General features: G+C 72.2%; 24 protein-coding genes. 12 read left to right on the forward strand and 12 right to left on the reverse strand.

Features of this window, described 5'->3' with window-relative positions:
- Positions 1–8 precede the first annotated feature (8 nt).
- Complete coding sequence (locus tag ACWEOZ_RS28195; protein WP_451913679.1) at positions 9–815, reverse strand: hypothetical protein; 807 nt, start codon at positions 813–815, stop codon at positions 9–11.
- 166 nt (positions 816–981) lie between these two features.
- On the opposite strand from ACWEOZ_RS28195, the gene ACWEOZ_RS28200 reads away from it, so the two are divergent.
- Positions 982–2,691: a BTAD domain-containing putative transcriptional regulator gene (locus ACWEOZ_RS28200; protein WP_451913680.1), complete on the forward strand. Its 1,710-nt coding sequence runs from the start codon at positions 982–984 to the stop codon at positions 2,689–2,691.
- 16 nt (positions 2,692–2,707) lie between these two features.
- Here the strand turns inward: ACWEOZ_RS28200 and ACWEOZ_RS28205 are convergent, their stop codons facing one another.
- The 4 genes from ACWEOZ_RS28205 to ACWEOZ_RS28220 form a co-directional block, all read right to left on the reverse strand.
- The gene (locus tag ACWEOZ_RS28205; protein ID WP_360555009.1) at positions 2,708–3,307 is read right to left on the reverse strand and encodes a GTP-binding protein; all 600 of its coding nucleotides are present in this window, start codon (positions 3,305–3,307) and stop codon (positions 2,708–2,710) included.
- Positions 3,288–3,638: a DUF742 domain-containing protein gene (locus ACWEOZ_RS28210; RefSeq protein WP_360555403.1), complete on the reverse strand. Its 351-nt coding sequence runs from the start codon at positions 3,636–3,638 to the stop codon at positions 3,288–3,290. The genes ACWEOZ_RS28205 and ACWEOZ_RS28210 overlap by 20 nt, the downstream gene beginning before the upstream one ends.
- Positions 3,639–3,744: 106 nt before the next feature.
- Positions 3,745–4,161 (reverse strand): roadblock/LC7 domain-containing protein, encoded by a 417-nt coding sequence (locus tag ACWEOZ_RS28215; protein WP_212989688.1) that lies wholly within the window; start codon positions 4,159–4,161, stop codon positions 3,745–3,747.
- The gene (locus ACWEOZ_RS28220) at positions 4,162–7,506 is read right to left on the reverse strand and encodes a nitrate- and nitrite sensing domain-containing protein (protein ID WP_451913681.1); all 3,345 of its coding nucleotides are present in this window, start codon (positions 7,504–7,506) and stop codon (positions 4,162–4,164) included.
- Between the two features lie 298 nt (positions 7,507–7,804).
- Between ACWEOZ_RS28220 and ACWEOZ_RS28225 the strand changes: the two genes are divergently transcribed.
- From ACWEOZ_RS28225 to ACWEOZ_RS28235, 3 genes are read left to right on the forward strand one after another with little or no spacing between them, the layout of a single operon-like run.
- Positions 7,805–8,449, forward strand: a complete 645-nt coding sequence (locus ACWEOZ_RS28225; RefSeq protein WP_360555013.1) for a hypothetical protein — start codon at positions 7,805–7,807, stop codon at positions 8,447–8,449.
- Positions 8,450–8,459: 10 nt separating this feature from the next.
- Positions 8,460–9,647 (forward strand): hypothetical protein, encoded by a 1,188-nt coding sequence (locus ACWEOZ_RS28230; protein WP_451913682.1) that lies wholly within the window; start codon positions 8,460–8,462, stop codon positions 9,645–9,647.
- Positions 9,648–9,705: 58 nt separating this feature from the next.
- Entirely contained in the window at positions 9,706–10,806 is a 1,101-nt protein-coding gene (locus tag ACWEOZ_RS28235; RefSeq protein WP_451913683.1) for a helix-turn-helix transcriptional regulator, read from the forward strand.
- Here ACWEOZ_RS28235 and ACWEOZ_RS28240 read toward each other — a convergent pair.
- Positions 10,795–11,286 (reverse strand): hypothetical protein, encoded by a 492-nt coding sequence (locus ACWEOZ_RS28240; protein ID WP_451913684.1) that lies wholly within the window; start codon positions 11,284–11,286, stop codon positions 10,795–10,797. The two genes, ACWEOZ_RS28235 and ACWEOZ_RS28240, sit on opposite strands and share 12 nt — an antisense overlap.
- A 194-nt stretch (positions 11,287–11,480) precedes the next feature.
- Positions 11,481–13,994 carry a M48 family metalloprotease gene (locus ACWEOZ_RS28245; protein ID WP_451913685.1) on the reverse strand — a complete coding sequence of 838 codons (2,514 nt, stop codon included), beginning with the start codon at positions 13,992–13,994 and terminating at the stop codon, positions 11,481–11,483.
- 211 nt (positions 13,995–14,205) lie between these two features.
- On the opposite strand from ACWEOZ_RS28245, the gene ACWEOZ_RS28250 reads away from it, so the two are divergent.
- The 3 genes from ACWEOZ_RS28250 (at position 14,206) to ACWEOZ_RS28260 (ending at position 16,660) form a co-directional block, all read left to right on the forward strand.
- Positions 14,206–15,420 (forward strand): cytochrome P450, encoded by a 1,215-nt coding sequence (locus tag ACWEOZ_RS28250; protein ID WP_451913686.1) that lies wholly within the window; start codon positions 14,206–14,208, stop codon positions 15,418–15,420.
- A gap of 107 nt (positions 15,421–15,527) precedes the next feature.
- Positions 15,528–16,094: a hypothetical protein gene (locus ACWEOZ_RS28255; protein ID WP_451913687.1), complete on the forward strand. Its 567-nt coding sequence runs from the start codon at positions 15,528–15,530 to the stop codon at positions 16,092–16,094.
- A gap of 71 nt (positions 16,095–16,165) precedes the next feature.
- Entirely contained in the window at positions 16,166–16,660 is a 495-nt protein-coding gene (locus tag ACWEOZ_RS28260; RefSeq protein WP_451913688.1) for a hypothetical protein, read from the forward strand.
- 502 nt (positions 16,661–17,162) lie between these two features.
- On the opposite strand, the gene ACWEOZ_RS28265 is transcribed toward ACWEOZ_RS28260, so the two are convergent.
- Positions 17,163–18,827, reverse strand: a complete 1,665-nt coding sequence (locus ACWEOZ_RS28265) for a family 20 glycosylhydrolase (RefSeq protein WP_451913689.1) — start codon at positions 18,825–18,827, stop codon at positions 17,163–17,165.
- A gap of 114 nt (positions 18,828–18,941) precedes the next feature.
- Between ACWEOZ_RS28265 and ACWEOZ_RS28270 the strand changes: the two genes are divergently transcribed.
- Positions 18,942–19,493: an N-acetyltransferase family protein gene (locus tag ACWEOZ_RS28270; RefSeq protein ID WP_451913690.1), complete on the forward strand. Its 552-nt coding sequence runs from the start codon at positions 18,942–18,944 to the stop codon at positions 19,491–19,493.
- A gap of 34 nt (positions 19,494–19,527) precedes the next feature.
- On the opposite strand, the gene ACWEOZ_RS28275 is transcribed toward ACWEOZ_RS28270, so the two are convergent.
- Together ACWEOZ_RS28275 and ACWEOZ_RS28280 are read right to left on the reverse strand one after the other, a co-directional pair.
- The gene (locus ACWEOZ_RS28275; protein ID WP_451913691.1) at positions 19,528–20,016 is read right to left on the reverse strand and encodes an NUDIX hydrolase; all 489 of its coding nucleotides are present in this window, start codon (positions 20,014–20,016) and stop codon (positions 19,528–19,530) included.
- A 21-nt stretch (positions 20,017–20,037) separates the two neighbouring features.
- Positions 20,038–20,880: an LLM class flavin-dependent oxidoreductase gene (locus ACWEOZ_RS28280; RefSeq protein WP_451913692.1), complete on the reverse strand. Its 843-nt coding sequence runs from the start codon at positions 20,878–20,880 to the stop codon at positions 20,038–20,040.
- Positions 20,881–21,004: 124 nt separating this feature from the next.
- Here ACWEOZ_RS28280 and ACWEOZ_RS28285 point away from each other — a divergent pair, with 124 nt between their 5' ends.
- Entirely contained in the window at positions 21,005–21,829 is an 825-nt protein-coding gene (locus ACWEOZ_RS28285; protein ID WP_451913693.1) for an ATP-binding protein, read from the forward strand.
- Positions 21,830–21,866: 37 nt separating this feature from the next.
- Positions 21,867–22,379 carry an N-acetyltransferase family protein gene (locus ACWEOZ_RS28290; RefSeq protein ID WP_451913694.1) on the forward strand — a complete coding sequence of 171 codons (513 nt, stop codon included), beginning with the start codon at positions 21,867–21,869 and terminating at the stop codon, positions 22,377–22,379.
- On the opposite strand, the gene ACWEOZ_RS28295 is transcribed toward ACWEOZ_RS28290, so the two are convergent.
- Both ACWEOZ_RS28295 and ACWEOZ_RS28300 read right to left on the reverse strand, forming a co-directional pair.
- Positions 22,369–22,926 carry an NADAR family protein gene (locus ACWEOZ_RS28295; RefSeq protein WP_451913695.1) on the reverse strand — a complete coding sequence of 186 codons (558 nt, stop codon included), beginning with the start codon at positions 22,924–22,926 and terminating at the stop codon, positions 22,369–22,371. The two genes, ACWEOZ_RS28290 and ACWEOZ_RS28295, sit on opposite strands and share 11 nt — an antisense overlap.
- Positions 22,927–23,077: 151 nt before the next feature.
- A complete protein-coding gene (locus ACWEOZ_RS28300; RefSeq protein WP_451913696.1) occupies positions 23,078–24,034 on the reverse strand; it encodes a helix-turn-helix transcriptional regulator in 957 nt (318 codons plus the stop codon).
- Positions 24,035–24,096: 62 nt separating this feature from the next.
- On the opposite strand from ACWEOZ_RS28300, the gene ACWEOZ_RS28305 reads away from it, so the two are divergent.
- A complete protein-coding gene (locus ACWEOZ_RS28305) occupies positions 24,097–25,077 on the forward strand; it encodes an ABC transporter ATP-binding protein (RefSeq protein WP_451913697.1) in 981 nt (326 codons plus the stop codon).
- 3 nt (positions 25,078–25,080) lie between these two features.
- Positions 25,081–25,818: an ABC transporter permease gene (locus ACWEOZ_RS28310; protein ID WP_451913698.1), complete on the forward strand. Its 738-nt coding sequence runs from the start codon at positions 25,081–25,083 to the stop codon at positions 25,816–25,818.
- Positions 25,819–25,859 lie beyond the last annotated feature (41 nt).

A 25,859-nucleotide genomic window follows, 5' to 3' on the forward strand; every position in this document is an offset into this window, starting at 1 on the left:
CCCGTACCTCAGGCGTTGATCAGCTCGTAGGCGGCCTTGGTCGCCGGCTGCTGCTCGTCCGCCGCCGGCGGGGCCGGCGTGGGGGTCTTGCCGTAATCGGCATAGGTGATCTCGTAGCTGCCGGCCTTGGTCTTGCCCGCGGCCGGGATCCGCACGACCGTCGAGGTCAGCCGCCCCTCGCCGTCCACCGTCGCCTCGAACGGCACCGCCTTGGCCTTGTCCCCCAGCGCCTTCAGCCGGGCGGGCTCGACCACCGAGGAATCGCCGAACTGGGTCATGTCGGTCGTGCCGGCGAAGTGCCCGGCGCTGGTCTGCTGGACGTCGACGGCGGCGCGCAGCACCACACCGGCCTCGCCCGGATCGGTCTCGTTGTCGTAGGCCACCGGGACGTCCTTGGACTTGACCTTGGCCGGGTCGAGCAGCATCCATTTCTTGGGCAGCTTGGGCAGACCGCTCAGGCCCTCCGTACCGGTGAAGCGGATCTTGATCCAGGACTGCTTCTTCACCACCAGGTAGTCCGAGTGCAGCGTGAAGCCCGCGGACGGCTCCCGGTAGCGGAAGCCGACCCGGTAGCTCTGCTTGCTCGCGTCGAACTCCCCGGCGGTCGGGGTCTCGCCGTCCTCGACCTCGAACCGGAAGCTGCCGGTCGAGGCGTCCGGCAGGGACTTCAGCAGCGCGTCCCGCGGGGCGAGCGGCTTGGCCGAGGCGGGCGCCGCCGCGTCCCCGACGGCGTCCGCGACACCACAGCCACCGGCCGCGACACTCACCGCGAGCAGGACACCCAGACCGGCCAGCCGAGCCTCAGAAACATTCATCACGTCATCGCTTTCTCTCCCGCGGCGGCCGGCCCGGCCGGTCCGCCATGTCGAGTTGACGCAGTGAAGCCTGGGTGACAGTGCTGCCGCCGGGCTGCCGCTATGCTGCTGCCGGCTGCCGTTCCGCTGCCGTTTCCCATACGGGCTGCTCAAGGGGGGTATCGCGGTGACCGGGACACCGTCGGACCCCGCGCTGCGGTTCGAGATCCTCGGTGACGTACGCGCTCTGCGGGGCGCCGAGGAGGTCGACCTCGGGCCGGCGAAGCAGCGTGCGGTGCTCGCCGTGCTGCTGCTGAACGCCGGACGGCCGGTGCCGACCCACCAGATCGTCGACGCCGTCTGGGGTGACGAGCCACCGGAGAACGGCTCCAATGTGGTCCAGAAATACGTGGCCGGGCTGCGCCGGGTGCTGGAGCCGGACCGCTCACCGCGGACCCCGGGTGAGCTGATCGCTCTGGCCAACGGCGGGTACGTCCTGCGCGCCGACGCGGGCGCCCTGGACGCCGACCGGTTCCAGGCCGGCCTGGCCCAGGCCACCGCCGAACGCAAGGCCGGACAGCTCGCCGAGGCGGCCGACACCCTGCGCCGCGCCTTGCAGCTGTGGCAGGGCGAAGCGCTGGCCGGGCTGACCGGGCCCGCCTTCGACTCCGCCCGCGCCAGGCTCACCGAGGCGCGGGCCACCGCGTGGGAGAAGTGGGCCGACATCGAGCTGGCCCGGGGCAACCACACCGGACTGATGCCGGACCTCGTGCGGCTGGTCGAGCAGTTCCCGCTGCGCGAGGGGCTGCGCGCGCAGCTGATGATCGCGCTGCACCAGGGCGGCCGGCAGGCCGAGGCGCTGGCCGCGTTCCGCGACGCCCGCGCCTACTTCCTCGAGGAGTTCGGCGTCGAGCCGGGCGAACGGATGCAGGAGACGCACCGCAAGATCCTGCGCGGTGAGCCGTTCTACTCCGAGCCGGTCGACCCGTGGGCCGACAGCGACGACATCCCGGCGCCGCGCGCCTCGCCGGAGAACGCCCGGCCCGCGGCCTCGGCCGTGGTCGCGCCACCGGGTGGCTACGTGCAGCAGTACGTGCCGCCGGATGTCACCGAGGTGGTGCCGGACCGGCGGCCGGCGCCCGGCCCGGCGCGGTACCCGATCGGTGCAGCGGCCTGGGGACTGGCGCCGCCGGCGCCGCCCGCGTACGCGCCGCCCCGCAAACGGTTCCCGGTCGGCGAGGTGATCATGGCCGCCGCGCTGCCGATCATCATCTGCTCGTTCGGCAGCTGGATCTACTTCGTGTACGCGGGCTTCCGCCGCCAGGAACGACGCCAGTTCCTCTTCGCCCTGGGCTATGCGGTGCTGTTCGTGGTGGCCTTCGTCATCGCCGCATCGAACCCGAGCCCGGTCGACAGTCCCGACCTCAACCCGACCGAGTGGATCGCCTTCACCATGTTCGCTGCCATCGCCATCACCTCGGCGGTGCACGGCGCGGTGCTGGCGTCACACCCCGGCGACAGCCCGCGCAGCCGCACCCTGCGCGACCAGGCCCGCCAGTTCGCCACCTTCGACCCGGAACGGGCCCGCGCCCTGGGCATCGGCCGGCCCGACCTGATGCGCGCGTTCGACGACGGCGGCCTGGTCGACGTCAACCACGTGCCCGGCAACGAACTGGCCCGGCTGCCCGGGATCAGCTCGGAGCAGGCCCACGGAATCGTGATCGACCGGCTCAACCGCGGCCCCTACGCCCAGCCGGAGGACCTCGTCATCCGCGGCGTGCTGCCGATGCGCGCGGTGAACCGGCTCTCCTCGAAGCTGATCTGCCTGCCGGTCGCGCAGCAGGGCACGCCGCCCGGCGGCTGGCCGTCGACGTACCCCTCAGCGCACTACGGCTGACCCCGCGCCGGAGCCCTCAGCGGGCGCCAGCCGCCAGCAGTTGCCGGCGCGCGACGTACTCGACCAGCTCGATCAGCACGTTGCGGGCGGCCAGTGGCTCGCGGGCGTCGAACTCCACCACCGGCACATCGGGGTCGAGATCGAGCGCCTTGGCGACCGCCTTCGCGCCGAAGCGACGGTCGGAGTCGAAACAGTTCACCGCCACGACGAACGGCGTGCCGCGCTGTTCGAAATAGTCGATCGACGGGAAGCAGTCCGCCAGCCGCCGGGTGTCGGCCAGCACGACAGCACCGAGCGCGCCCTGCGACAACTCGTCCCAGAGGAACCAGAACCGGTCCTGCCCGGGCGTGCCGAAGAGGTAGAGCTGGAGATCCTCGGTGATCGTGATGCGACCGAAGTCCATGGTGACGGTCGTCGTCCGCTTGCCCTCGACACCCGAGGTGTCGTCGGCGCCCTCGACACCGGTCAGCACCTCCTCGGTCTGCAACGGCCGGATCTCGCTGACCGAGCCGACCATGGTGGTCTTGCCCGCACCGAACCCGCCGGCGATGAGGATCTTGAGCGCGACCGGGATACGCGAACGCGTGCCGTCTCGGTCAGAGCGCACGGAGTCCATTGACAACCGCCTTGAGTACGTCGACGTCGTGCGGCTGAGAGGCCGCGGGGGGTTCGTAGAGCGAAATCAATCCCGCCGAGCGTAGATCACCCAGCAAGACCCGGACGACCCCGATGGAGAGGTCCAGTTTGGAGGCTAGTTCCACGACGGACGTGGGCTCCCACGCCGCGCCGACCAGAGCATGATGCTCCGGCTGCAGCGACGGTGCCGGCGGCGCGTCGGGCACGGTCGCCACCACGAAGGCGACCAGGTCGAACTCGCCGCCGGAAGGGGCGACCCGGCCCTGCGTGACCGCATACGGCCGGACCACCGGGCCCGCGTCCTGGTCCATCCAGTCGTGCGGGGCCCGCAGCGGGTCGGCCCGGTGCCCGCCTTCCCAGGTGTGCGATGCCCGCGGTTGCGCCGGCGTCGGGCCCCACTCGTGCGAGGGCCGTCGGTCAGCGGGCATCGGACCCGGCGGGCCGTTCCGGCGCATCCATCGTCTGCCCGACCCGGGTGACGAGCATGGCCATCTCGTACGCGATCAGGCCCAGGTCCGCGTCGCTGGCCGCCAGCACCGCCAGGCACGCGCCCAGCCCGGCGGCCGTGACGAAGAGGAACGCGTCCTCCATCTCGACCACGGTCTGGCGCACCGGGCCGGCCCGGAAGTGCCGGCTCGCGCCCTTGGCCAGGCTCTGGAAGCCCGCTGCCATCGCCGACAGGTGCTCGGCGTCCTCCCGGCTCAGGGCCGCCGAGGCGCCCATCATGAGCCCGTCCGCGGACAGCACCACAGCCTGCTGCGCCGAGGGCACTCGCTCGATCAGGTCGTCGAGCAGCCAGGTGAGGTTGGCACTCTGGTTTGTCGTGTATCCCACTTATGCGTCCTTATCCGGCCGGTTCTCGTGATTTTCGGGCGCGTTGTCTGTGCTGTTGTCGGATCCGGCCGCCACCGGGTCCTGCACTGCCGGGAAAATGACGGTAGCCGCCTCGGACCACATCGGCTCCCCAACCGTCCGCTGTTTGTCAGTTTCCGGACCATTGCTTGCCCTGTCGTCCCGGGCACCGCCGGTCGCCGCGGCGGCCAGTCCGGCCGCTTCACGCCGGCCTCGGGTGGTGCCTTGCTGCAGGGCGCTCATCAAGGACCGGACCTGGTCCGGCGAACGCGACGGGGCCGCGGTCTGCTCGGCGACCGGTCCCCGCAGCTGCGGGGCGAGGCTGGCCTGACGGACGCGGCGCGGCAGCAGGGGCTCGTCGGCCTCGTCAGCCGACGGATCGTCGGCCGGCACATCCCTGGGCATCGCCGGGGCGACCGGGGGCATCGCCTTCGGGATCGCCGGCATCGCGTCCGGGGCGGTCCGGGGTGCCGGGATCCGCGGCGGCACCTGCGGCGGAGTGCCCAGCATCGCCGGGCCCTCGCCGTGCCGTAGCGGGCCGTCGAGACTCTGCCCGTCCTGACCGGGCCCGGTCAGTCCGGGGCCGTTCAGACCGGGGCCGTTCAGACCGGGGCCGTTCAGACCGGGGCCGTTCAGGCCAGGACTGTCCAGAGCGGGACTGTCCAGAGCGGGACCGCCCGCGTCAGGGCTGTCCGAGCGTGAGCCGCCCACGCCGGGACCGTCGAGGGCCGGGCCACCCACGCCCGGCACGTTGAGGCCGGCGCCGGTCAGGCCGTTGCCGTTCGTCGTCGTCCGGCCGTTGCCGGCGGACGGGAAGTCCGAGCTCAGCGACGCCGGCCCCGCCGGGGCGACCGGCGCAGGCGAACCAGGGGCGGGGAAGCCAGCCGCAGCGGAACCAGGGACAGCCGATCCGGGCGCGGAAGAACCAGGCGCCGTGGAGAGTCCGTCCGGTGAGGTGAGGTTGGGTGGCAGCAGGGCCGGCGGGGCCGCCCGCTGACCGCTCCCCCGCCGCGGCTTCGTGCGGCGCCGCTGCACCAGCCCGTCCTCGGTCAGTCCGTCCACGACCGCGCTGGGCGCCGGGCCGCCGAACGTTGCGGCAGGCTCGGCCGGCTCGACCACCGGGGTGTCGGACAGGCCGAGGGTGTGCCTGCTCAGCGGCCGGGTCGGATCGCCCACATCGGCGCCCTTCGCGGTGGCAGGCTCATGCCGGTCCGAACCGGGGCGCACGGTGTCGTCGGTCAGCTCGGGGCCGACGGTCGCCGTGCCGTTGATGGTCACCGGGCGGCCGGTCATCGCGATCGAGCGGACCTGCTCGGTGCCCTGCCATTGCAGTGCGCCGAGGGAGCTGCGGGCCGGGTCCTCGGTGCCCGTGCCGACCAGCGGCCTGTCCCAGGACTTGTCGGGCGGGGTGGGGCCGGCCGGCAACGCGACCTGGGCCTGGCCGGTCGTGACCAGCTCGCCGGGGACCAGCACGACCGCTGTCACGCCGCCGTAGCCGCTGGGGCGCAGCGAGACCCGGATGCCGTGCCGGTCGGCGAGCTGGGCCACCACGAACAGGCCCAGCCGGGCACTGTCGGCGGGGTCGAAGTCCGGCGGTTCGAGCAGCTTGCGGTTGGCCTCGGCGAGCGCCTCGGGCGACATACCCAGGCCGCGGTCCTCGATCTCCAGCGCGTACCCGTTGGGCAGGACCTGACCGACCACCTGGACCCGGGTCTGCGGCGGTGAGAACGACGCCGCGTTCTCCAGCAGCTCGGCCAGCAGGTGGATGACGTCACCCACGGCCCGGCCCAGCACCGCCGACGACTCGACCGAGACGATGTCGACCCGCTTGTAGTCCTCGACCTCACTGATCGCGCCGCGGACGACGTCGATCACCGGCACCGGGTTGCGCCAGCCGCGGCCCGGGGCGGCGCCGGCCAGGATCACCAGGTCCTCGGCGTGCCGGCGCATGCGGGTGGCGAGGTGGTCGACGCGGTACAGGTCCTCGAGCTCGTCCGGCTCGGTCTCGCGCCGTTCCATCTTGTCCAGCAGGGCCAGCTGGCGGTGCAGCAGGGTCTGGCTGCGCCGGGCGATGTTGAGGAACACCTCGTTGATGCCGCGGCGGACGTTCGCCTCCTCGACCGCTGACTGCACGGCCGTGCGCTGGACCTCGTTGAACGCGCGGCCCAGCTGACCGATCTCGTCCCGGCCGTACTCCAGGGGTGGCGTCTCGACCTCGACGTCGACGGCCTCGCCGCGTTGCAGGCGCTTGACCACCGTCGGCAGTCGCTCGCCGGCCATCTCCAGGGCCTCGCCGCGCAGCCGGGTCAGCCGGCCGACCATGGACCGGCCGACCCGCACCGACACGATGATCGAGATGATGAAGGCGATCAGGCCGAGCAGGCCGGCCAGGCCGAGGCGGACCAGCACGTCCACGGCGACCGGCCGGGCGTCGCCGGGCAGCGCCGCGACGGCGTTGACCTCGAACGCGGTCAGCTGCTGGGTCGCCGTGTCGAACGTCGGCCGCCATTGCGCCGCGGTGATCGGCAGCGCGGTGCCGGGCCGGCTGTCACTGAGCAGCTCGTCCTGCAGCTCGCTGAGCCGGCTGAACGACGCGCCGGTGCTGAGCTTCTGGTATGCCGTCCGGTCCTGCGCGGGCAGGTCGGTGACGCCCTCGGCGAGCAGGAAGCGGGACAGGCTGATCGCCTGCACCAGGTCGTTGCGGGCGGGCGCGCTGAGCTCGCCGGCCGCCAGCGCGCCGCCGACCAGGGAGTTCGTGCGGCTCAGGTAGTCCTGGCCGCGGGCGATGGTGACCACCGCGCGGATCTTGCGGTCGATCCGCTCGTCGCCGAAGGCCGCGGTGGCGATGAACATCCGGAAGCCGGACTCCACCATGCTGTTGTAGAGGTTCTGCGCGCCGAGCGCGTCGACCTCGCGGCGGTCGATGTGCTGCCTGTTCTCGTTCAGGCCGTCGAGGTCGGAGAAGAGCTGCCGGATGCGGGTGCGCAGCACGTCGTCGGCGGCGTCCTGGGCGTCGGCGCTGCCGGCCGAGCGGCGGAAATCCGCGGCCGCGCGGTCGGTCGAGGCCCGCTGGGCGACCAGCGCGGGCGGGACGGCCTGGTCGTCCGCCAGGTACGCGACGGAGAGCCGGCGTTCCAGCTGGAGCTGACCGACCAGCCGCTCGCCGGGTGAGCCGACCTTGTCGACCAGGGTCTGCGCCGAGAGCAGCTTCATCGCCGGGCCGGCGGTCACGCCCGTGGCGAAGACCCACAGCGCCAGCAGGGCGGTCAGCGGGACCGCGGCCAGCGCGATGATCTTCGAACGGATCGACCAGTTGCGGGTTCGCATCAGACTCCGCCCGAGGGGATTACAGGACCGTCGGCACGCAGGACCGGGTGACCACGGACGAGGGATTGACGGCCGTTGACATCGGTGCTGCGTGCGCCTCCGGCAGAATACGGAATGGATGCGCTCCCAGCCACCTCACCGGTGTGCCATGGATCTCCACAAAGCACCCGGGAAGCGGTCGAAGCGGTCCGGGCCCGCGCTCGCGGCCCAGGCGAAGAGCATTTCACCCCGGCACCTGGAATCGGATTGATGACCCTGGTTGAGTGGGCATACCTCCGGGTGAAGAAGGAGGAACGCCATGTCCGCTTGGCTCACCATCGTCCTGATCATCGTCGTGCTGGTGATCGTCGCCGCGATTCTGCTCGCGGTGCGGGCCGGCCGCCGCAAGAAGCTGCAGCAGACCTTCGGCCCCGAGTACGACCGTGTCGTCGCCGACGCCGACAGCCGTACCGATGCCGAGCGTGAGCTGCGCGAGCGCGAGAAGCGGCATGCCGAGCTCGAGCTCAAGCCGCTGTCCGCCGAGTCCAAGGCGAAGTACTCGGTGGCCTGGGAAGAGGTGCAGATCCAGTTCGTGGACGCGCCCGAGACCGCCGTGTCGACCGCGGACGAGCTGACCACCCGGCTCATCGCCGAGCGCGGCTACCCGACCGGCGACTACGACGACCAGCTCGCCACCCTCTCCGTCGAGCACGCCCGCACGCTCGAGCACTACCGTGACGCCCACGCCATCAGCGAGCGCAGCAAGAACGGCCAGGCGGACACCGAGGACCTGCGGCAGGCGCTGGTCCACTACCGTGCCCTCTTCGCCGACCTGCTCGGCGAGAACCCGGTCCGCAGCGAGGGCGCGAGCACCCCGGCGGACGAGCCCAAGGTCCCCAACCAGCAGATCAACAACCACGACAGCGACGTCGCGGGCTCCCGTCCCGACGCCACGAGCCGCTGAGGAGCCGACCATGCGTTTCTTCTCCAACGACGCGCGCGAGTCCAGCGATGACCAGGCCCAGGACGACGGGACCGAGCGGGTACGGTCCGAGCCGGTGGCCGTACCGAACCAGCGGCCGCCGTCGCCCTGGTCGAACACTCCGCCCACAGCCGACGACCGCACCGACGCCGCCGACACCGACCGGGACGGTGTCGTGGACCAGGAGGACGACGTGACCCGCCGCGAGGACACCGACCCGCCGCCGTTCCACGAGCCGAGCCCGCAGCCGACCGCTTTCGGCGCGTCGACCGTCGGCGGCGCGGTGGCGGCGTCGGCCATGGCCAACCCGACCAACGACCGGTGGGACGCGACCGACCGCGACTCGGCCGCCGACACCGGGGTCGGCGACGACGCCAACGTCGCTCCGGGCGACGGCGTGGTCAGCTCGGCCGCCGATACGCACCCCGGCCACGGCACGGTCACCGCACCCGACACCGTCCCCGCCACCTGGACCGCCGAGGACACCCGCGACGGGCGTGACCGCACCGACCCCGACGACGTGGTGGACGTTCCGCTCGACGACACGACCAGCACGGGCCCCGGCGCGGTCGCCGCCCGGTCCGACACCCTCCCCGACCAGGACAGGGACGGCAACCGGGACGACTCGGTCACCACCTTCGACGACCAGGTCCCGGTGACGTCCACCGCGCTCAAGGACGACGGTGGCTTCGACGACCCCAAGGCTGTCGACCCGGCCACCGAGACTCCCCTCGACAGCACCGCCTCGGACGGCGCCCCGCTCAAGGACGACGGTGGCTTCGACGACCCCAAGGCCGTCGACCCGGCCACGGGCACGCCCATCGACAGCACGCCGCCCGCCGAAGCGGCCGTCCCGGTTGCCGCGGCCGCTGCCGCTGCCACGACCACGGGCACCGCCACGGCCTCCGGCAGCACGGCGGAGAAGCCCGGCAGCCTGTTCGACCAGGAAGATGCCCGGACGTTCCAGGAGCGGTGGCGGGACGTGCAGCTGCGCTTCGTCGACAGCCCCAAGGACGCCGCCGGCGACGCCGCCAAGCTGGTCGACGAGGCCGTCGAGAAGCTTTCCGCCAGCCTGCGCTCGCAGCGCGAAGGCCTGAACAACGACACCGAGGACACCGAGCAGCTGCGGGTGCAGCTGCGCGGATACCGGGACATGCTGAACCGCATCCTCAGCCTCTGACCCCGTCCCGCCTCCCGGCCGCGTGCCCACCGCACGCGGCCGGTGCCATGCTGGGCGGATGCGCGCGTCCCGGCTGCTCTCCCTGCTGCTGTTGCTGCAGAACCGTGGGCGGATGACCGCCCAGGAACTCGCCGACGAGCTCGAGGTGTCGGTCCGGACGGTCTACCGCGACGTCGAGTCGCTCGGCGCGTCCGGCGTGCCGGTCTACGCCGACCGCGGCCCGGCCGGCGGCTACCAGCTGCTCGACGGCTACCGCACCCGGCTGACCGGCCTCACCGGCGACGAGGCCGGCACGCTCTTCCTCGCCGGGATGCCGGGCCCGGCCGCGGAACTCGGCCTCGGCTCGGTGCTGGCGGCCGCGGAGCTCAAGCTGCGGGCGGCGCTGCCGGGTGAGCTGGCGGACCGGGCGGACCGGGTACGCGAACGCTTCCACCTGGACGCGCCGGGCTGGTTCCGCGCCGACGAGCCCACCCCGCACCTGGCCACGGTGGCGGACGCGGTGTGGCGGGCGCGCAAGATCGAGGTCCGCTATCGGCGCTGGAAGGCACCCCGCGAGGTGACCCGGACGTTGTCCCCGCTGGGCGTCGTCCTGAAGGCGGGACGCTGGTATCTGGTGGCCGGGTTCGAGGAGCGGGTCACGGCGTACCGGGTGGTGAACATCCTCGACGCCGGACTGCTCGACGAGCCCGCGCACCGACCGGCCGGTTTTGATCTGGCGCGGTTCTGGCAGGAGTGGACGGAGCAGTACGAGCGCGGGGTCTACCGGGCGCAGGCGACCGTACGGATGACGACCGAGGCCCTCGACCGGATGGCGTACGTCTTCCCGCCGGAGATGGCGCGGTCGGCCCGGGCCTGCGCGGGGCCGACCGGGGACGACGGGTGGCTGACCACGACGGTGCCGATCGAATCGGTGCGGCACGGGCACATCGAGCTGTTGAAGCTGGGGGCGGACGCGGAGGTGCTGGATCCGCCGGAGCTGCGGGAATGCTTCGCGGAGACGGCCCGCGGCCTGAGCCGCACCTATCTCTCCGCTGCTCCTCTTTCCTCCGCTCCTCTTTCCGCCGCTTCCCCGGACTGTCTCCCCATTGCTTCTTCGGAAAGCACGGAGCCCGGGCCGCTCGGGCCCGGGCTCCGGGTGGATCAATCGTCAGACGAGTGAGGTGTCGTTCGCGGTCTGCTCGGTCTTCGGGTCGGTCGGCGGCTGTGGCGGCACGGCCGGGTCTTCGTCATCCGGCGGCGGATCGTCCGGCGGGGTCGTCGACTCCGTCGGCGGTGTCGTCTCGTGGTCACCGGGATCCGGCGTCTCCGAGGAGGCCGGGTCGGTCGGTGACGTCGGCGGCTTCTCCGAATCGGACGGCGACGGCGACGGCGACCTGGTCGTGGCCGGGCGGGCGTTCTTGGTCCGGGTGAGCGGTTGGGTGTTCGACTTCGGTTCGGGCTGGATCGCCTCGGCCTCGGTCGGTGCGTCGCCCGCACCGGAACCTCCGCGGGGCGCCTCCACGTCGTTCTGCACGGTTGTCACGGCGGGCGGACGCTCAGGCGACAACGTCACCTGACCGAACTGGACGCCGAGCCACATTGCCGGTCCGAGGCCGATCGCGACGATGGCCCCGAAGAGCGCCATCGGTCCCCGTTCCATAGCGCCCCTCCCCCCTGTCAGTGACGATCATCGCCGCTTCGAGTGGCCTTCATCTACCCAATTCGGCGAAGGGTAAGCGAACGAACATGGCACCCATGATGACCCCTGGTGACAAGCTCGTGACTCACCCCGTCGGAATGACGTCTCTTCTTCACCACGGACGGCGCCGGCCAACGGTTCAGCCGGCTCGGCAACTATCTGGTACGGGACAGGAACGCTACGGCGTCGTCGAGCGCGGCCCAGCCACCCGGCAACTCGTCGGAATCCAGCGCCGTCCGCACACTGAGCGTCCCGCCGTCGCGCAGGCTCAGATCCCAGCTCCGGCGCCGGAGCCGGGTCGCGCCGGCCACCTCGGCGAACGGCACGAACCGGCTGCCGGGCGCGGCCTCGTCGCGCTGCGGCACATCGGCGGCCGCGAACCGGGCGAGCCGGCGCTTGGCCGAGCCGTTCTGCGAACGGGGCAGACCGGGCACGAGGAACAATCCGGTGTCGACGATCAGCAGGTCGGTCCGGGCGCCGTCGATGATCAGGTTGACCACGCCGCCGACCACCTCGGGCCGGGTCTGTGCGGTGTCCGCGCCGGCCACGGCAGCGGGATCGATGCGCAACTCGGCGAGCCGCTCCCGGGCGGTGGCGACCGTGGCGGGGTCGCTGGCCAGTGCGGCGAGGCCACCGAGGTCGAGATGGGCTCCATCGGCGGCGATGAGCTCGGCGTTGCCGGTCCAGCTGTGCCGCCAGCGGGCGGCCCCGCTGCGCAAGGCGGCCAGGGCGAGCAGCAGGGTGACGAGCTCGGCGACGCGGGCTGCGGTCTCATCGGCGGGGAGGCCGGCGAAAACTGACTCGGCGGCCTTGTGCAGCCGGCCGTCGGCGGCCAGGTCGAGGACGTCGGCGGCGGTCACGACCGGCACGGCGGCGGCGCGGGAGATGGTGGCCAGGGCGGCATCGGCCTCGCGCTGCATCTCGACCGTCCGGGCGGCGCCGAAGAAGGAGTCCCAGTCGACGGTGGTGCGGCCTTGGGCGGGGAAGGCGACTCCCTGCAGCGCCCGTCCGAGTCCGGGGAGGTCGGGCACCAGATCTCCGGCCGGGGCGCCGAGATCGAACCCGGCCGGTTGCGGATCGCTCTCGTCTTCATCGAGCTTGGCGGCGGCTCGCCCATCGGGTTGGGCCGTAGCTCGCCCATCGGGTTGAGCCGCAGCCCTCTCACCAGGCTGAGCCGCAGCTGCCACATCGGGCTGAGTCGCAGCCCTCTCACCAAATTGGGCCGCGGCTCCCTCATGGGGCTGGGCAGCGGCGACCGAAGCCCCCGCCGACGAATCCGGTCGGCTCGGTGCGAAAGACAAACGGCTGGATGTCTGATTCGGCGATGAGTCGCCACACACTGCCGCGCCGGGCGATTCCACCGGCTTCCCGGCTTCGTCGGTCTTCGAGCCGCCGGCGCTCGGCCGGCCCTGAGTGCTCGGTTTCCCTTCAGCGATGGGCCCGCCAATGCTCGGCCGCTCTGCGGTAGCCAGTCCGCTGGCGCCGGCCCCGCCTCCAGCATCCGGTCCTTCAGTGGTCGGCCCGCCACTGGCCAGCCCACCCGCAGGAGACCGCTTGCCGGCGCCAAACCCGACCTCAGCGTCCGGCCCACTGCTGCTGGGCTCGCCCGCAGCAACCGGCCCGGTCGTGCTCAGCCCAGGACTGGTCATCGAGGCGCTGGATGCCGAGGCCGCCGCCCCGACCAGCTCCGGCTCTCGCTCGGAGGACGACCCGCGTTCGTCCGCGACAGGCGCTCGCGGCGTGACGACCTGGGACGCACTCAGTGCCGCGAGCCGCTCGGCCACCGGTGGATGCGTGTCCCAAGTGGACGGAGCCCCCGGGTCTCGGGCTCGCAGCACCGCCACGTCGTCCGCCCGGGCCGCCAGCACGCGCAGGAACCCGCCGAACAGGTCGTCCGGCACGTGTCCCGCCTGCCAGCCCGGCCCCAGATACTCAGCGTGGAAGATTCGTTGCAGAGCGTCCAAGGCCGGCAGGTCGCGGAGCACTGCGGTGGCGGCAGGACGGCCGGCGTACTCGGCGGCGATCTGGTCGGCGGTCAGCTCCTGGGCCCGGCTGAACGGTGCGTCGATCCGTCGGTACCACTTCGCGTACGTCCGTAGCAGTGGCCCGGCGGGATTGCGCGGCGGGATGCGCGGCACCGTCCGGCCGACCGCTACCCGGCCGCGGTAGGCCAGCGGCGCTAGCCGGCCCAGTCGCGGCGAGAAGTGGCCAAGCTCGTGGGCTGCGACCGCGCGCAGGTGCGCCTCGTCCCACGCCTGGAGCAGGGGCAGGCCGAGGTAGAGGTCGCGGCGGCCGCCGAGCAGGCCGAGCAGGCGGGTGCGCTCGATGATCTTCGCGGCCGCGTCGGCGACGATCGTCACCCGGTCGGGTGTGCGGGTGCCGGCGGCCACCGCGGCGCCGTCGAGCAGCTCCCACAGGCGCGGGGCGTCCGCGCGGGTCACCGGAATGCCGACCGGCTCGGGGCGGCGCGTGTGCAGGGCGCGCCACGTCGCGTACGCCATCACGCCGACCGTAGCGATGCAGACGGGGACGCCCAGGCGCAGGGCAGCCGCGCCCGGCAGCATCGACAGCAGCAGCAGGACCGGCACCACGACCAGCGCGAGCTGCAGTGCCGCGACGAGCAGGAACCCGGCCAGCGCGGTCGCCGATGCCAGCACCCTCTTCTGCACGCGGCTAGCCTAGGGCCGGCTTACGACAACGCCATGGCCGCCGCTCCGCCGGACGGTCACGATTGAGCCCCGAACAAGGGCGGTGACGTGCGCGGATCCGACGTGTCGTCACCCCGTACCGGTAGGAAGATTTAAGGAAGATTTCGGGACGTTCACGCCGGCGACACAACGCCGCCGTTTCGGCGGCGGCGTCGCGGGGATGCACGACCGCATGACTGACCTCGATCAGACTCTCGTGGCCGGCATCATGGGCTACGCCTGGCTGCCCGATCTTCGTCGCCGGCATCACGACCGGCCCGTGCCGCTGCGGGTGCTGGGCCGGCGGGCGGTGGCGATCTGCGGACCGGAGGCCGTGCGGTTCTTCTACGACGAGAGCCACCTCGAGCGGCACTCCGCTCTGCCACATCCGATCGTGGCCACGCTCTTCGGCAAGGGTGCGGTGCACACGCTCGACGGACAGGCGCACCGGCACCGCAAGGCGCTGTTCGTCGCGCTGCTGATGAACGACGGCATCGATGTGCTCGCCAAGTTGGTCGGTGAGTCGTTCGACGAGGCCGCGGAGAGCTGGCGCGGTCGGCCGTCGGTGACTCTCTTCGACGAGTCCGCCCTGGTCATCGCTCGTGCGGTGACCCGGTGGGCCGGCATCCCGGCGACCGACGACGAGCTGCCGGAACTGGCCGCCGACCTGATGGCGATGGTGGACGGCTTCGCCAGCCCGGGCCCACGGCACTGGCGCGCCCTGGCGGCCCGCCGCCGGCGCGAGCGCTGGCTGGCCAAGAAGATCGAGGGGGTACGCAGCGGCGACGTCATCGCACCGGCCGATGCGGCGATCACCACGATCGCGTACTTCCGCGAGGACGGCGAGCCGCTCGATCCCCGTACGGCGGCCGTGGAACTGATCAACATCATCCGCCCGGCGACCGCGGTGGCGTGGTTCGTCGCGTTCAGCGCGCACGCCTTGGACCGGTGGCCGCAGCACCGCCGCCCGTTGCGGGACGGTGACGAGGAGTTCACCGCGGCCTTCGTGCACGAGGTGCGCCGCTTCTACCCGTTCGCCCCGTTCCTCGGCGGGCGGGCGATCGCCGACCTGAGCTTCGCCGGCCAGCACATCCCGAAGGGCGCGCTGGTGCTGCTCGATGTCTACGGTCAGAACCACGACCCCCTCCTCTTTCCCCGGCCGTACGAATTCCGTCCGGAGCGTTTCGTGGACCGGCCGATCGGCGACTTCGACCTGATCCCGCAGGGTGGCGGCGATCCCCGCACGGGTCACCGCTGCCCCGGCGAGCAGATCACGGTCGCCCTGCTCGGCACCCTGGTGCAAAGGCTGGCCCGGCTCGATTACCACCTGCCCCCGCAGAACCTGAGCATCGACCTGAGCCGCATCCCGGCCCGGCCGGCCAGCGACGTGGAAATCGTAGTTCCGTGAGCGACGAGGGACCTCTTACGAGGTCCTTACGGTCAGGCCGCGCACCTCGCGCCGGCCATCGACAGCTGTGACGCTGATGGGCATTCCACCTATCGAGGGAGATGTCCATGGGGGCGATGAGGCGTGCGCCGGTGGTGGCAGCGGTCGCGGCGATCGCGGTCACCCTGGCCGGTGCGGTGCCGGCCGAGGCGGCGGCGACGTGGCGGATCACGGCGGAACCACCGCTGAAACCGGCGAGCCGGCTGGTCGACGTGAGCGCGACCGGGGCGGCTGACGCCTGGGCGGTGGGATATCAGGACAATGCGTACGGGCGCATTCCGGTCCAGCCGGCCGCACTGGTGCGATGGAACGGCAGGATGTGGTCGGAGAGCCTCCTGCCCGCGCCGTTCGACTCACCGGAAGCGGTGAGCGCTGTGGATCCGTCGAACGTGTGGGCGGCCGGGCAGGACGACAGGCAGCTGCCGTACGCGGCTCATTGGGATGGCGCGGCCTGGCAGGGCTATCCGGTGGCCGACCAAGGCCGGTTCAGCGACGTGGCGGCCCGCAACGGCAAGCCGCTGATCGTCGGCGCGCGGCGTGCGGGTGGCGCCCTCGTCATGGAGTGGGACGGCCAGCGCTCCAGGAAGTCGTCGTACCGGGCAGTGACGCGTGGAGCGGAAGCCTGCAGGCGGTAGCGACCGCACCGGGCGGTGCCGCGTTCGCGGTCGGCTCCTGGCACGTCGACGACGCTGGTTATCCGGAACCCTTGATCGTGCAGCGCACCGGCAACATCTGGAGGGTGGCGGCGCTGCCGAAGGTGCTCAGTGCGCGGTTGACCGGCGTGCACGCGCGCTCGGCCACTGACGCGTGGGCGGTCGGGACCGTCGAGTACGACACGTCCCGGCCGAAGCCGCTGATCATGCACTGGGACGGCATCTCGTGGCAGCGCGTGGCCGCACCGACCGAGTCGGCAAATCTGTGGGCCATCGGCGGCGACGCCGCGGGCAACCTGTGGGTGACCGGAAGTAACCCGAGCGAGCCGTACGGGGTGTCGTACCCGGGGTCGCTGTTCCTGCGCTACCAGGGCAAGAAGTGGAGTGTGGTCTACGGGCCGAAGGTCCGGGCCGACAATCCGTTCTCGGCGGCAGACCCGTTCCTGTCGGCGGTGGAGAACATTCCCGGGACGTCGGCGTTCTGGGGAGTCGGTACGGTCGCGGATCCGGCGAAGGATCACGTCGCCCTGGTCGAACGGATCGGCTGACGCTTCGGGTGGCTCGGGTGGCTCGGGTGGCTTGGATCGGGTGCTCGGCCGGCGGCTGGTGAGCGGGCGCATCGCAGCTGGGTGGTGATTGCCCAGCGGCGGCCTGCCGGGCCCTCCCGCAGGGAGCGGGCCGGGTCCGCCGCCGGCCGGTCCGCCGCCGCCGCAGGCCAGGTACGCCGCAGGCCAGGTCCGGCGCAAGCCAGGTCCGGCGCAAGCCAGGTCCGGCGCAAGCCAGGTCCGGCGCAAGCCAGGTCCGGCGCAAGCCAGGCCCGACCCAAGCCAGGCCCGACCCAAGCCAGGCCCGGCGCAAGCCAGGTCCGGCCCAAGCCGGATCCGCCCGCAAGCCAGGTCCGGCCCAAGCCAGGCCCGGCGCAAGCCAGGTCCGGGCCCAAGCCGGGTCCGCCGCTGAGCGGGACCTGTCCCGATGGCCGCCCACTACTGCCGCTCACGGACCCTGACCTCCGGACTTGCTCCGAACGCCGTGGTCCGCGATGCGGTCGGCCTAGTTCCAGGGAATCTCCGGAGCCGCGTGGAAGGCGATGCCCTGGTTTCGCCAGCGGGGACCGAAGGCCGCCAGCCGCTGCCGGAACGACTCCCAGTCGTGCGTGGCGCGCGGGGACCAGCCGATCTCCGCGACGGCCGGCAGGCGCGGGAAGGTCATTGTCTGCACGTCGGCGAGGCTGCGCAGCGTTTCCGACCACAGCGGCGCCTCGACGCCGAGGAGGTGTTCTTCTGTTACGCCCGGGAGGCGGTCTGCCGGGTCCCAGTCGTAGGACCGTTCGACGTCGATCACGCCGGCCCAGTCCAGGCCCGGCTTGGTGTCCGGGGTGTACTTCATGTCCAGGTAGGTGCGGTCCGCCGGGGACATGATCACCTTGCTGCCGTTGGCGGCTGCGCGGGCCGTGCCCTCGTCCGTTGCTTCGATTCGCCAGTACTGGGCGATCGCCGTTTCCGGGAGCTCCACGCCCGCCATCTCGTGCCAGCCGACAACGCGCTTGCCGTACTTGGCGACCAGCGGCAGCACCCGCTGGATGAACGTGCGGTAGTCCTCCGCCGTCGTGGCCTGGGCCTCGTCGCCGCCGATGTGCAGGTACGGGCCCGGGGTCAGCGCCGCGACCTCGCGGACGACGTCCTCGACGAACGCGTACGTCTCCTCCTTGTCCGCGACCAGGGAGCTGTAGCCGACCTCCATGTCGGTACGCGGCGCCACCGCCACGCCGTCGGCGGTCAGCTCCGGGTACGCGACCTGCGCCGCGTTCACGTGTCCCGGCATGTCGATCTCCGGCACGATCGTCACGAACCGTTCGGCCGCGTAGCCGACCAGTTCGGTGTAGTCCGCGCGGGTCAGGAAGCCCGGCCCGGTGCCGTCCACGCCTGTGCCGGCGCCGCCGCTGACCTCGGTGAGCCTCGGCCAGCCGTCGATCTCCAGCCGCCAGCCCTGGTCGTCGGTCAGGTGCAGATGCAGGTGATTGATCTTGAACTGGACGAGCGAGTCGATGTACGCCTTGATCTCGGCGACGGTGAAGAAGTGCCGGGCGATGTCGAGCATCGCGCCGCGGTACGGGAACCGGGGGCGGTCGACGATCTCGCCGCCGGGCACCACCCACGTGCCCTGCTGCGGGCCGGCCGCGTCGATCGCGGCGGGCAGCAGCTGCCGCAGCGTCTGCACGGCGGCGAACAACCCAGCCGCCGAGGCGGCCCGCACCGTGACACCGGACGCACTGACCTCGAGCCGGTAACCCTCGTCGCCGCCCGAAGCGCCGTCGAAGTCACCCGAGTCACCGCCCGAGGCGCCATCGAAATCGCCCGAGTCACCGCCCGAGGCGCCGTCCAAGCCGCCACCCGAGACACCGCCCGAAGCGGCTGCGAAGCCGCCGCCGGAGACACCGCCCGAGGCGCCGGCAACGTCGCCGTCCGTGACGGGGTCGGGATCGAGCAGCAGGGCGATCTCACCGGAGTCCTCGCCGACCGGCAGGGCGTACCCGGTAGCCGGGCGCAGCAGCGCGGCGAGGTACTCACCGATCCGGCGGGCCTCGGCCGAACCGGGCGCCGTGCGGATCGCCGTACCCTCGCCGATCGTGAAGTCGGCGGCCGGGTCGGGCCGCACCTCGGCCGGCACCGGGATCACGTCGCCGAGGCCTCTGCGCTGGAATGCCGGTTCGCTCACCGCTTCATCCTCCCGTTCCGGACCGTCGATCGGTCGGTCGGCACGACTCTAAACCCTCTTTCCAGTTTCGGGACGCCCCGATGGCCACCGTCACGCCGCCGTTATCGTGACGCCATGGCGATCACCATCCGGCGCGCGGTCCCGGCGGACGCGGCTGAGCTGCACCGGCTTGCGGCCGACACCTTCGGTCTGGCTACCCCGCCGGGCACGCTTCAGACCGACATCGACGCTTTCATCGCCGAACATCTCGCTCTGGCGAGCTTCGAGAAGTATCTGGCCGATCCGGCGCGGATCCTGCTGCTGGCCGAGGACGCCGGCGAGGCGGTCGGGTACGCGATGCTGATCGGCGGCCCGATCCACGATCCGGAACTGGCCGCTGTGGTCGGTTCCGCCGGCGACGCGACCGCGGCGCCGGCGATCGAGCTCAGCAAGTTCTATGTCGCCGCGCGGAACCACGGCTCCGGCATCGCCGCGACGCTGATGACGGCGACGCTCGAGGCCGCGGCGGCGACCGGGGCGCGGCTCTGCTGGCTGGGTGTCAACCAGCGCAACGAGCGGGCGGCCAAGTTCTACGCGAAGCACGGCTTCGAGATCATCGGCACCAAGAAGTTCCTGGTCGGCGACGTCTGGCACGACGACCACGTGCGCGCCCGCCCGCTCCGGTAACCGCGCGCGGGGCGAACGGCCGCAGCGCCGTCGGTCAGGGCTGGTGGACGGCCGGGGCGCTGAACCACGCGTCCGCGCCGGGGTTCAGGGCGTATTCGATGCGCCGGCGGTTCAGGTCGCTGATCGGGGGCAGGTCACCCAGCTCGAACCAGCCCACCGCCAGCGACTCGTCGTCGTTCACCCGGGCCTCGCCGCCGATCGCCCGGCAGCGGAACGTGATGTCGACGAATTCCGTCTCGTCGCCGTTCGGGTACGTGTTCGGTGGCTGGGTCAGCACGCTCGTGATCCGTTCCGGGACCACGTGGACGGCCGTCTCCTCGTACACCTCTCGGACGACCGTCTCCGCCGGCTGCTCTCCCGGGTCCATCGAGCCCGCGATGAGCGCCCAGGTGCCGTTGTCCGTGCGCCGGCCCAGCAGCAGCCGGCCCGCGTCGTCGAAGACGACCGCGGTGACGCCCGGCAGCAGGAGCATCCGGTGGCCGACGACTTCGCGCAGGCTGTGCAGGTATGGCGAAATGGGCATGTCGGACAAGATAGTGCAGGGTCAGCCGACCAGCGGGCGTACCTCCTTCGCCACGGCCCGGACGAAGGCTTCCGGGTCCGGGTCGTCCGCCGTCGGCTGGAGGACCACCGTGGTGGCACCGGCCTCGGCGAAACGTTCGACCGTCGCCGCCACCGCCTGGCTGTCGCCCGCCACTCCCGGGAAGTCCATGCCGTGGCGCTCCTGCTGGCGGGCGATGCGGTCGCCTGCCGTCGGGCCCATCGCCGCCGGCAGGAAGACGACGAGCTGGTGGCCGTCCGCCGCGCCGATGTGCTCCCGGGCCGCTCGGACGCCTTCCGGTGAGGTGCCGCCGGTCAGGATCGTGCCGTCGGCCAGTTCGCCCGAGAGCTGCAGGGTCTTGGGACCGGTCGCGCCGATGAACAGGGCCGGCGGCTGCTCCGGCGGCCAGTCGAGCTTGACCTCGGCCAGCCGTACGTAACGGCCCTCGGTGGTCACGGTCTCGCCGTGCAGCAGTGCGCGCAGGGCCGTGGCCTGCTCGCGCAGCATGGTCATCGGCGACGCGGCCTTGACGCCGACCTGGGCCATCCAGTCCTGCACACCGTGCCCCAGGCCGACGATCGCGCGGTCGCCGAACATCCGGTGCAGGGTGGCGACCTCCATCGCGGTCAGGGCCACATTGCGCAGCGGCGCCGGCAGGATGCCGATGCCCACCCGCAGCCTCGTCGTCCAGGCCAGCGCGGCCGCGGCAGCCGCGATACCGCTGTTGAGGAAGCAGTCCTCCCACAGCCAGAGCTGCTCGAGGCCGGCCTCGTCAGCGGCGCATGCGATGCTCCGCAGCTGTTCGGGAGGATTGCTGGGCAGGAAGATGGCACCTAGTCCGGTCACCCGCCCATCCTCCCGGCCGGGCCGGCCGATTGCACCCGTACGGGTGAGCTTCGTTGACCGGCACCCAGCAGCGGCCGAGACTGCCTGATACCCGGACCGACGTGTCGACTGAGGAGCCGCGTCCATGGAGGAGAACCCTCCGTACCTGTTCCTGCCCGCGCTCGACGGGACCCGCGCCCAAGTCTCGGTCACCGCGGACGTGGACGGGGCGGTCATCGACATCGCGGTACGCGGCGACTGGCATCCGCAGCTCGGCGCCACGGTGGCCCTGGAGATCGGCCGTTGCCTGGCCGAGAGTCCTGCCGCCATCCTCATCGACGCGGCCGGCGTGACGGACCCGGCCGCCGACAGCGTGCCGGTGTGGTTGTCCGCCACCCAGGCCGCCGCGGCCGCCGATCCGCCCGCCCGGCTCGCGCTCTGCCTGCCCGCCGGGTCGCCGCTCGGGCACCGGCTGGACCAGATCGGCGCCCGGCGCTACCTGCCCGTCTTCACCTCGGTCGCGGAGGCCCGCGAGTCGCTGACCGGCAGCCGCCCGCTGACCGACGTGGTCCGGATGCGCCTGCCACCCTCGCCCGTCTCTCCCGGCGTCGCGCGCAACCTCGTCGGCGGCGCCTGCCACGCCTGGAACCTCGCTCCGTTGCTGCATCCCGGCCGGGCCGTGCTCTCCGAGCTGGTCGCCAACGCGGTCGAGCACGCCCGTACGGAGATGGAGGTCTCGATCTCGCGTCGTGGCAGCGCTTTGCACCTGGCCGTCCGGGACCGTGACCCCACGCTGCCGCGGATCATCGACCCCTGCCCGGTGGAGCCGGGGCTGCCGCTGAACGAGCGCGGGCACGGTCTGCGGGTGGTGCACGCCGACTCGGTGGCCTGGGGTGCCATTCCGACCGCGGGCGGCAAGATGGTCTGGGCCACGGTCCGGGACCGCGCGGGTCACCGCCGCCGGTGGTGACCGGCGGGCCGCTCCCGGCCGGGATAATCTGCCTCGCATGAACGCGAGCGTCCGGGCCGCCACCCCCGGCGACGTGGCGACCATCTGCCGGATCTGCACCGACGCCTACCGTGACACCTACGCCGGCTTGTTGCCCGGCGACTACGTCGAACGGGTCATCGCCGAGTTCTACAACCCGGAACGGGTGGCCGGGGAGATCGCCGCGAGCCCGCCCGGCTGGCTCGGCTACCAGGTCGTCGAGGAGGACGGCCGGGTCCTCGGCGCAGCCGGTGGTGGCACGACCGGGCCCGGCGTCGGTGAGCTCTTCGTCATCTATCTGGACCCGGCCGAACGCGGGCGCGGGCTCGGCACCCTGCTGCTGGACCGGATCGTCGAGCAGGTGACCGAGGTCGGCGCCGGGGAGCTGTGGGCCTCCGTGGTCGTGGACAACAACAAGGGCATCCCGTTCTACCGGGCGCGCGGCTTCGAACAGCTGGACAAACGCAAGGCCTACGGCGCCGGACCGGAGGACGACGTGTGGACCTGGCGGATGCGCAAGCTCATCCCCTGAGCTGCTCGCGGGCCGCCATCAAGGAGAAGCCGAGCAGATTGAGCCCCTGCCACTGGGCCGGATCGGCGGTCCGCTCGTCGGTGGCGGCCAGCCCGATGCCCCAGATCCGGTCCGTGGGACTGGCCTCGACCAGGATGCGCTCCCCCGTGCCGATCAGGAAGTCGCGCAGCTCGGGGCGCTGGCCGAACTTCGCCACACCGGCCTGCGTGACGATGGACCAGCGGTGCTGGACCCAGGTCTGCTCGTCGAAGCCGCGGACCCGGCGGCCCAGCATCTTGGCCTGGCGGGGGTGGCTCGCCGCGACGATGAGCCGGGCGGTCTCCTCGTCGCCGAAGAGCAGCGCCTTGCGCCACATCATGTAGTGCTCCGCCGTGCTGAACCGGACACCGTCCACAGTGAACGCCGACGGCCACCACTGGCTCAGGCAGCCGGTGCCGATGCTGCCGTCGCGCTGCGGCCGGTGGCCCCAGAAGAAGACATATTTCAGCGGCCGGCCGGAGCGGGCCAGCTCGATGACGTCGTCGACAGTTTCCGGCACCTCGTTCACGACCGGAAGTATGCCGGTCACCACCGACATTCTCAGCCGGGTTTCACCGGATCGGGCGGGGGCGCCGGGCGCCGGCGACGCGAAAAGATGTCGTACCCGGTCGATAGGTTTGTCGTGCGGATCGGCGCCACGGGGGCGCCGATCCGTCCAGCTACCGGTCGGCTCCGCGCAGCAGGGTCTCGCCTGCTGCGCGGGCCTGATCGCGTAATTCCGGAGGTGACTCCACTGTGAAGTCGGCGCCCAGCATGCCCAGCACCATGACCGGCCAGCCGAGGTCGTCCACGTTCATCTTCAGCCGGCAGCTCGCCGCCGACACCGCCTCGACCGTCCCCCACTGGCCCACGAAGCTCCGCACCTCCGGCGCGGGCCGGCCGATGACGACCGACACGTCGTAGCGGCTCGGCGCCGCTGCCAGCCGGGAGCGCATCCAGGCCACCGGGTCGCCGCCGGGGATCTCGCGGGGGCGGAAGCGGGCGCCGGTCAGCTGGGGCGCGGTCAGCCGGTCGATCCGGAAGCTGCGCCAGTCACCGCGGTCGAGGTCCCACGCGACCAGATACCAGCGGCGGCCGAGCGAGACGAGGCGGTGTGGTTCGACGAAGCGGGAGGATTCCGCGCCCTCGCGGGGGGTGTAGGCGAAGCGCAGCCGCTCCTCGCCGCGGCAGGCGAGCGCGATCGTGGTCAGGCTGGCGGCGTCCAGGGTGGGGCCACCGCCGAAGCCCCCGGGCGCGGTCGCCGCCTGCAGCGCGTCGATGCGCTTGCGCAGCCGGGGCGGGAGCAGCTGGATGACCTTCGCCAGGGCCCGCACCGAGGTCTCCTCGAGGCCGGCCACCGCGCCCGCGGCGGCGGTGTGCAGCCCGACCGCGATCGCGACCGCCTCCTCGTCGTCCAGCAGCAGTGGTGGCACCGCGGCGCCCGCCTGCAGCTGATAGCCCCCGGCGACGCCGCGGGCCGCGTCGACGGGATAGCCGAGCTCGCGCAGCCGGTCGACGTCGCGGCGCAGGGTCCGTGGGCTGACCTCCAGGCGGTCCGCCAGCTCGGTGCCGGGCCAGTACCGGTGGGTCTGCAGCAGGGAGAGCAGACGCAGCATCCGGGCACTCGTGTTCGCCATGCCGTCAGTTTGCCGTCGATTGCGGTCAGAAAGTGGCCGCAACGGCTCCTAGCGTTGCCCCCATGATTGAGACACACGAGCTGACCAGGCATTTCAAGGACGTGCAGGCGGTACGCGGGATCAACCTCACCGTTACTCCGGGCGAGCTGGTCGCGCTGCTCGGCCCGAACGGCGCCGGCAAGTCGACCACCCTGCGCATGCTCACCACGCTGATCCCGCCGACCTCCGGCACCGCCCGGGTCGCCGGTCACGACGTGGTCCGCGCGCAACGCGAGGTGCGCCACCGGATCGGCTACATCGGACAGGGCAACGGCGCCGCGCACAGCCAGCGCGGCCGCGACGAGCTGATCAGCCAGGGTCGCGCGTACGGGATGAAGGTCGCCGACGCCCGGCGGCGCGCCGCCGAGCTGATCGAGTCGCTGGACCTCGGCGAGGTCGCCGACCGGACCGTGTCGACGCTCTCCGGCGGCCAGCGCCGCCGCCTCGACATCGCGATGGGCCTGATCCACGCCCCCGAGCTCCTCTTCCTCGACGAGCCGTCGACCGGGCTGGACCCGCAGAACCGGGCCAACCTGCAGGAGCACATCGTCGAGCTGCGCGAGCGGTACGGCACCACGATCGTGCTGACCACCCACTACCTCGACGAGGCGGACGCGATGGCGGAACGGGTCATCGTGATCGACCACGGCCGGATCATCGCCGACGACACCCCGGCCCGGCTCAAGGACGAGCACGTCGGCGACCGGATCGTGCTCGGCTTCGGGCACGAGACCGACGCGGCGGCGGTCGCGGCCCGGGTCCCGCACAAGTCCCATCGGCACGGCACCGAGGTGACCATCTCCGTCCCCGGGGCACCCCGGCTGGTCACCGGCCTGCTCGACGACCTGCGCGCCTGGGGGCTGCCGCCGGCCGAGGTGGAGGTCAGGCGGGCCACGCTCGACGACGTTTTCCTCCAGTTGACCGGCCGCAGCCTGCGTGAGGGCGGCGCAGCCCGGTCGGCCGGGGACGCCGAGGAAACCGCACCCGCTCTCGTGGAGGCCTGAGTCATGACCAATCTCGTCACCGACACCGGCGTGGTCTTCAGCCGCGAGCTGCGGCCGGTCCTGCGCAACCCGTTCACCGTCGTCTTCGCGTTGGTCCAGCCGCTGATCTTCCTGGGCCTGTTCGCGCCGCTGCTGCCCGACGAGCTGAGCCTGCAGTGGTTCGTGCCCGGCATCGTGGTGATGTCGTGCCTGTTCGGCACCTCGATGACCGGTTCCAACCTGCTCTTCGAGATCCAGACCGGCTCCCACGAGCGGATGCTGGTCACCCCGCTGCGCCGGCCCGCGCTGCTGATCGGCCGCGCGCTCAAGGAGATCGTGCCGGTGGTCGTGCAGGCCGCGGTCATCGTGGCGATCTGCCTGCCGTTCGGTTTCGACCTGCACCTCGGCGGCGCGCTGCTGGGCCTGGTCATCCTGTCCGTCTTCTGCCTGGGGCTCGGGTCGCTGTCGTACACACTGGCGCTGGCGGCGAAGAATCAGGAGTGGTTGTTCTGGACCGTGCAGCAGACGCTGCTCTTCCCGCTGTTGCTGCTCGCGGGCATGCTCCTGCCGGTCGAGGCCGGGCCGGGCTGGCTGCAGGCGCTGTCGAAGTGGAACCCGCTGACCTACGTGGTGGATGCGGAACGGGCCCTGTTCAACGGCGACGTGTGGGCGTCGACCACCGTGACCGGCGCGATCGCGGCGGCCGCGGTGGGCGCGTTCGGCCTGCTGGTCGGCACGCGGGCGATGCGTCGCTCGGCCTGATCCGGGCGGCCGGGCCGGGCTGGGCGGCCCGGCCCGGCCCG

The organism is Actinoplanes sp. NPDC004185 (genome assembly GCF_053603475.1).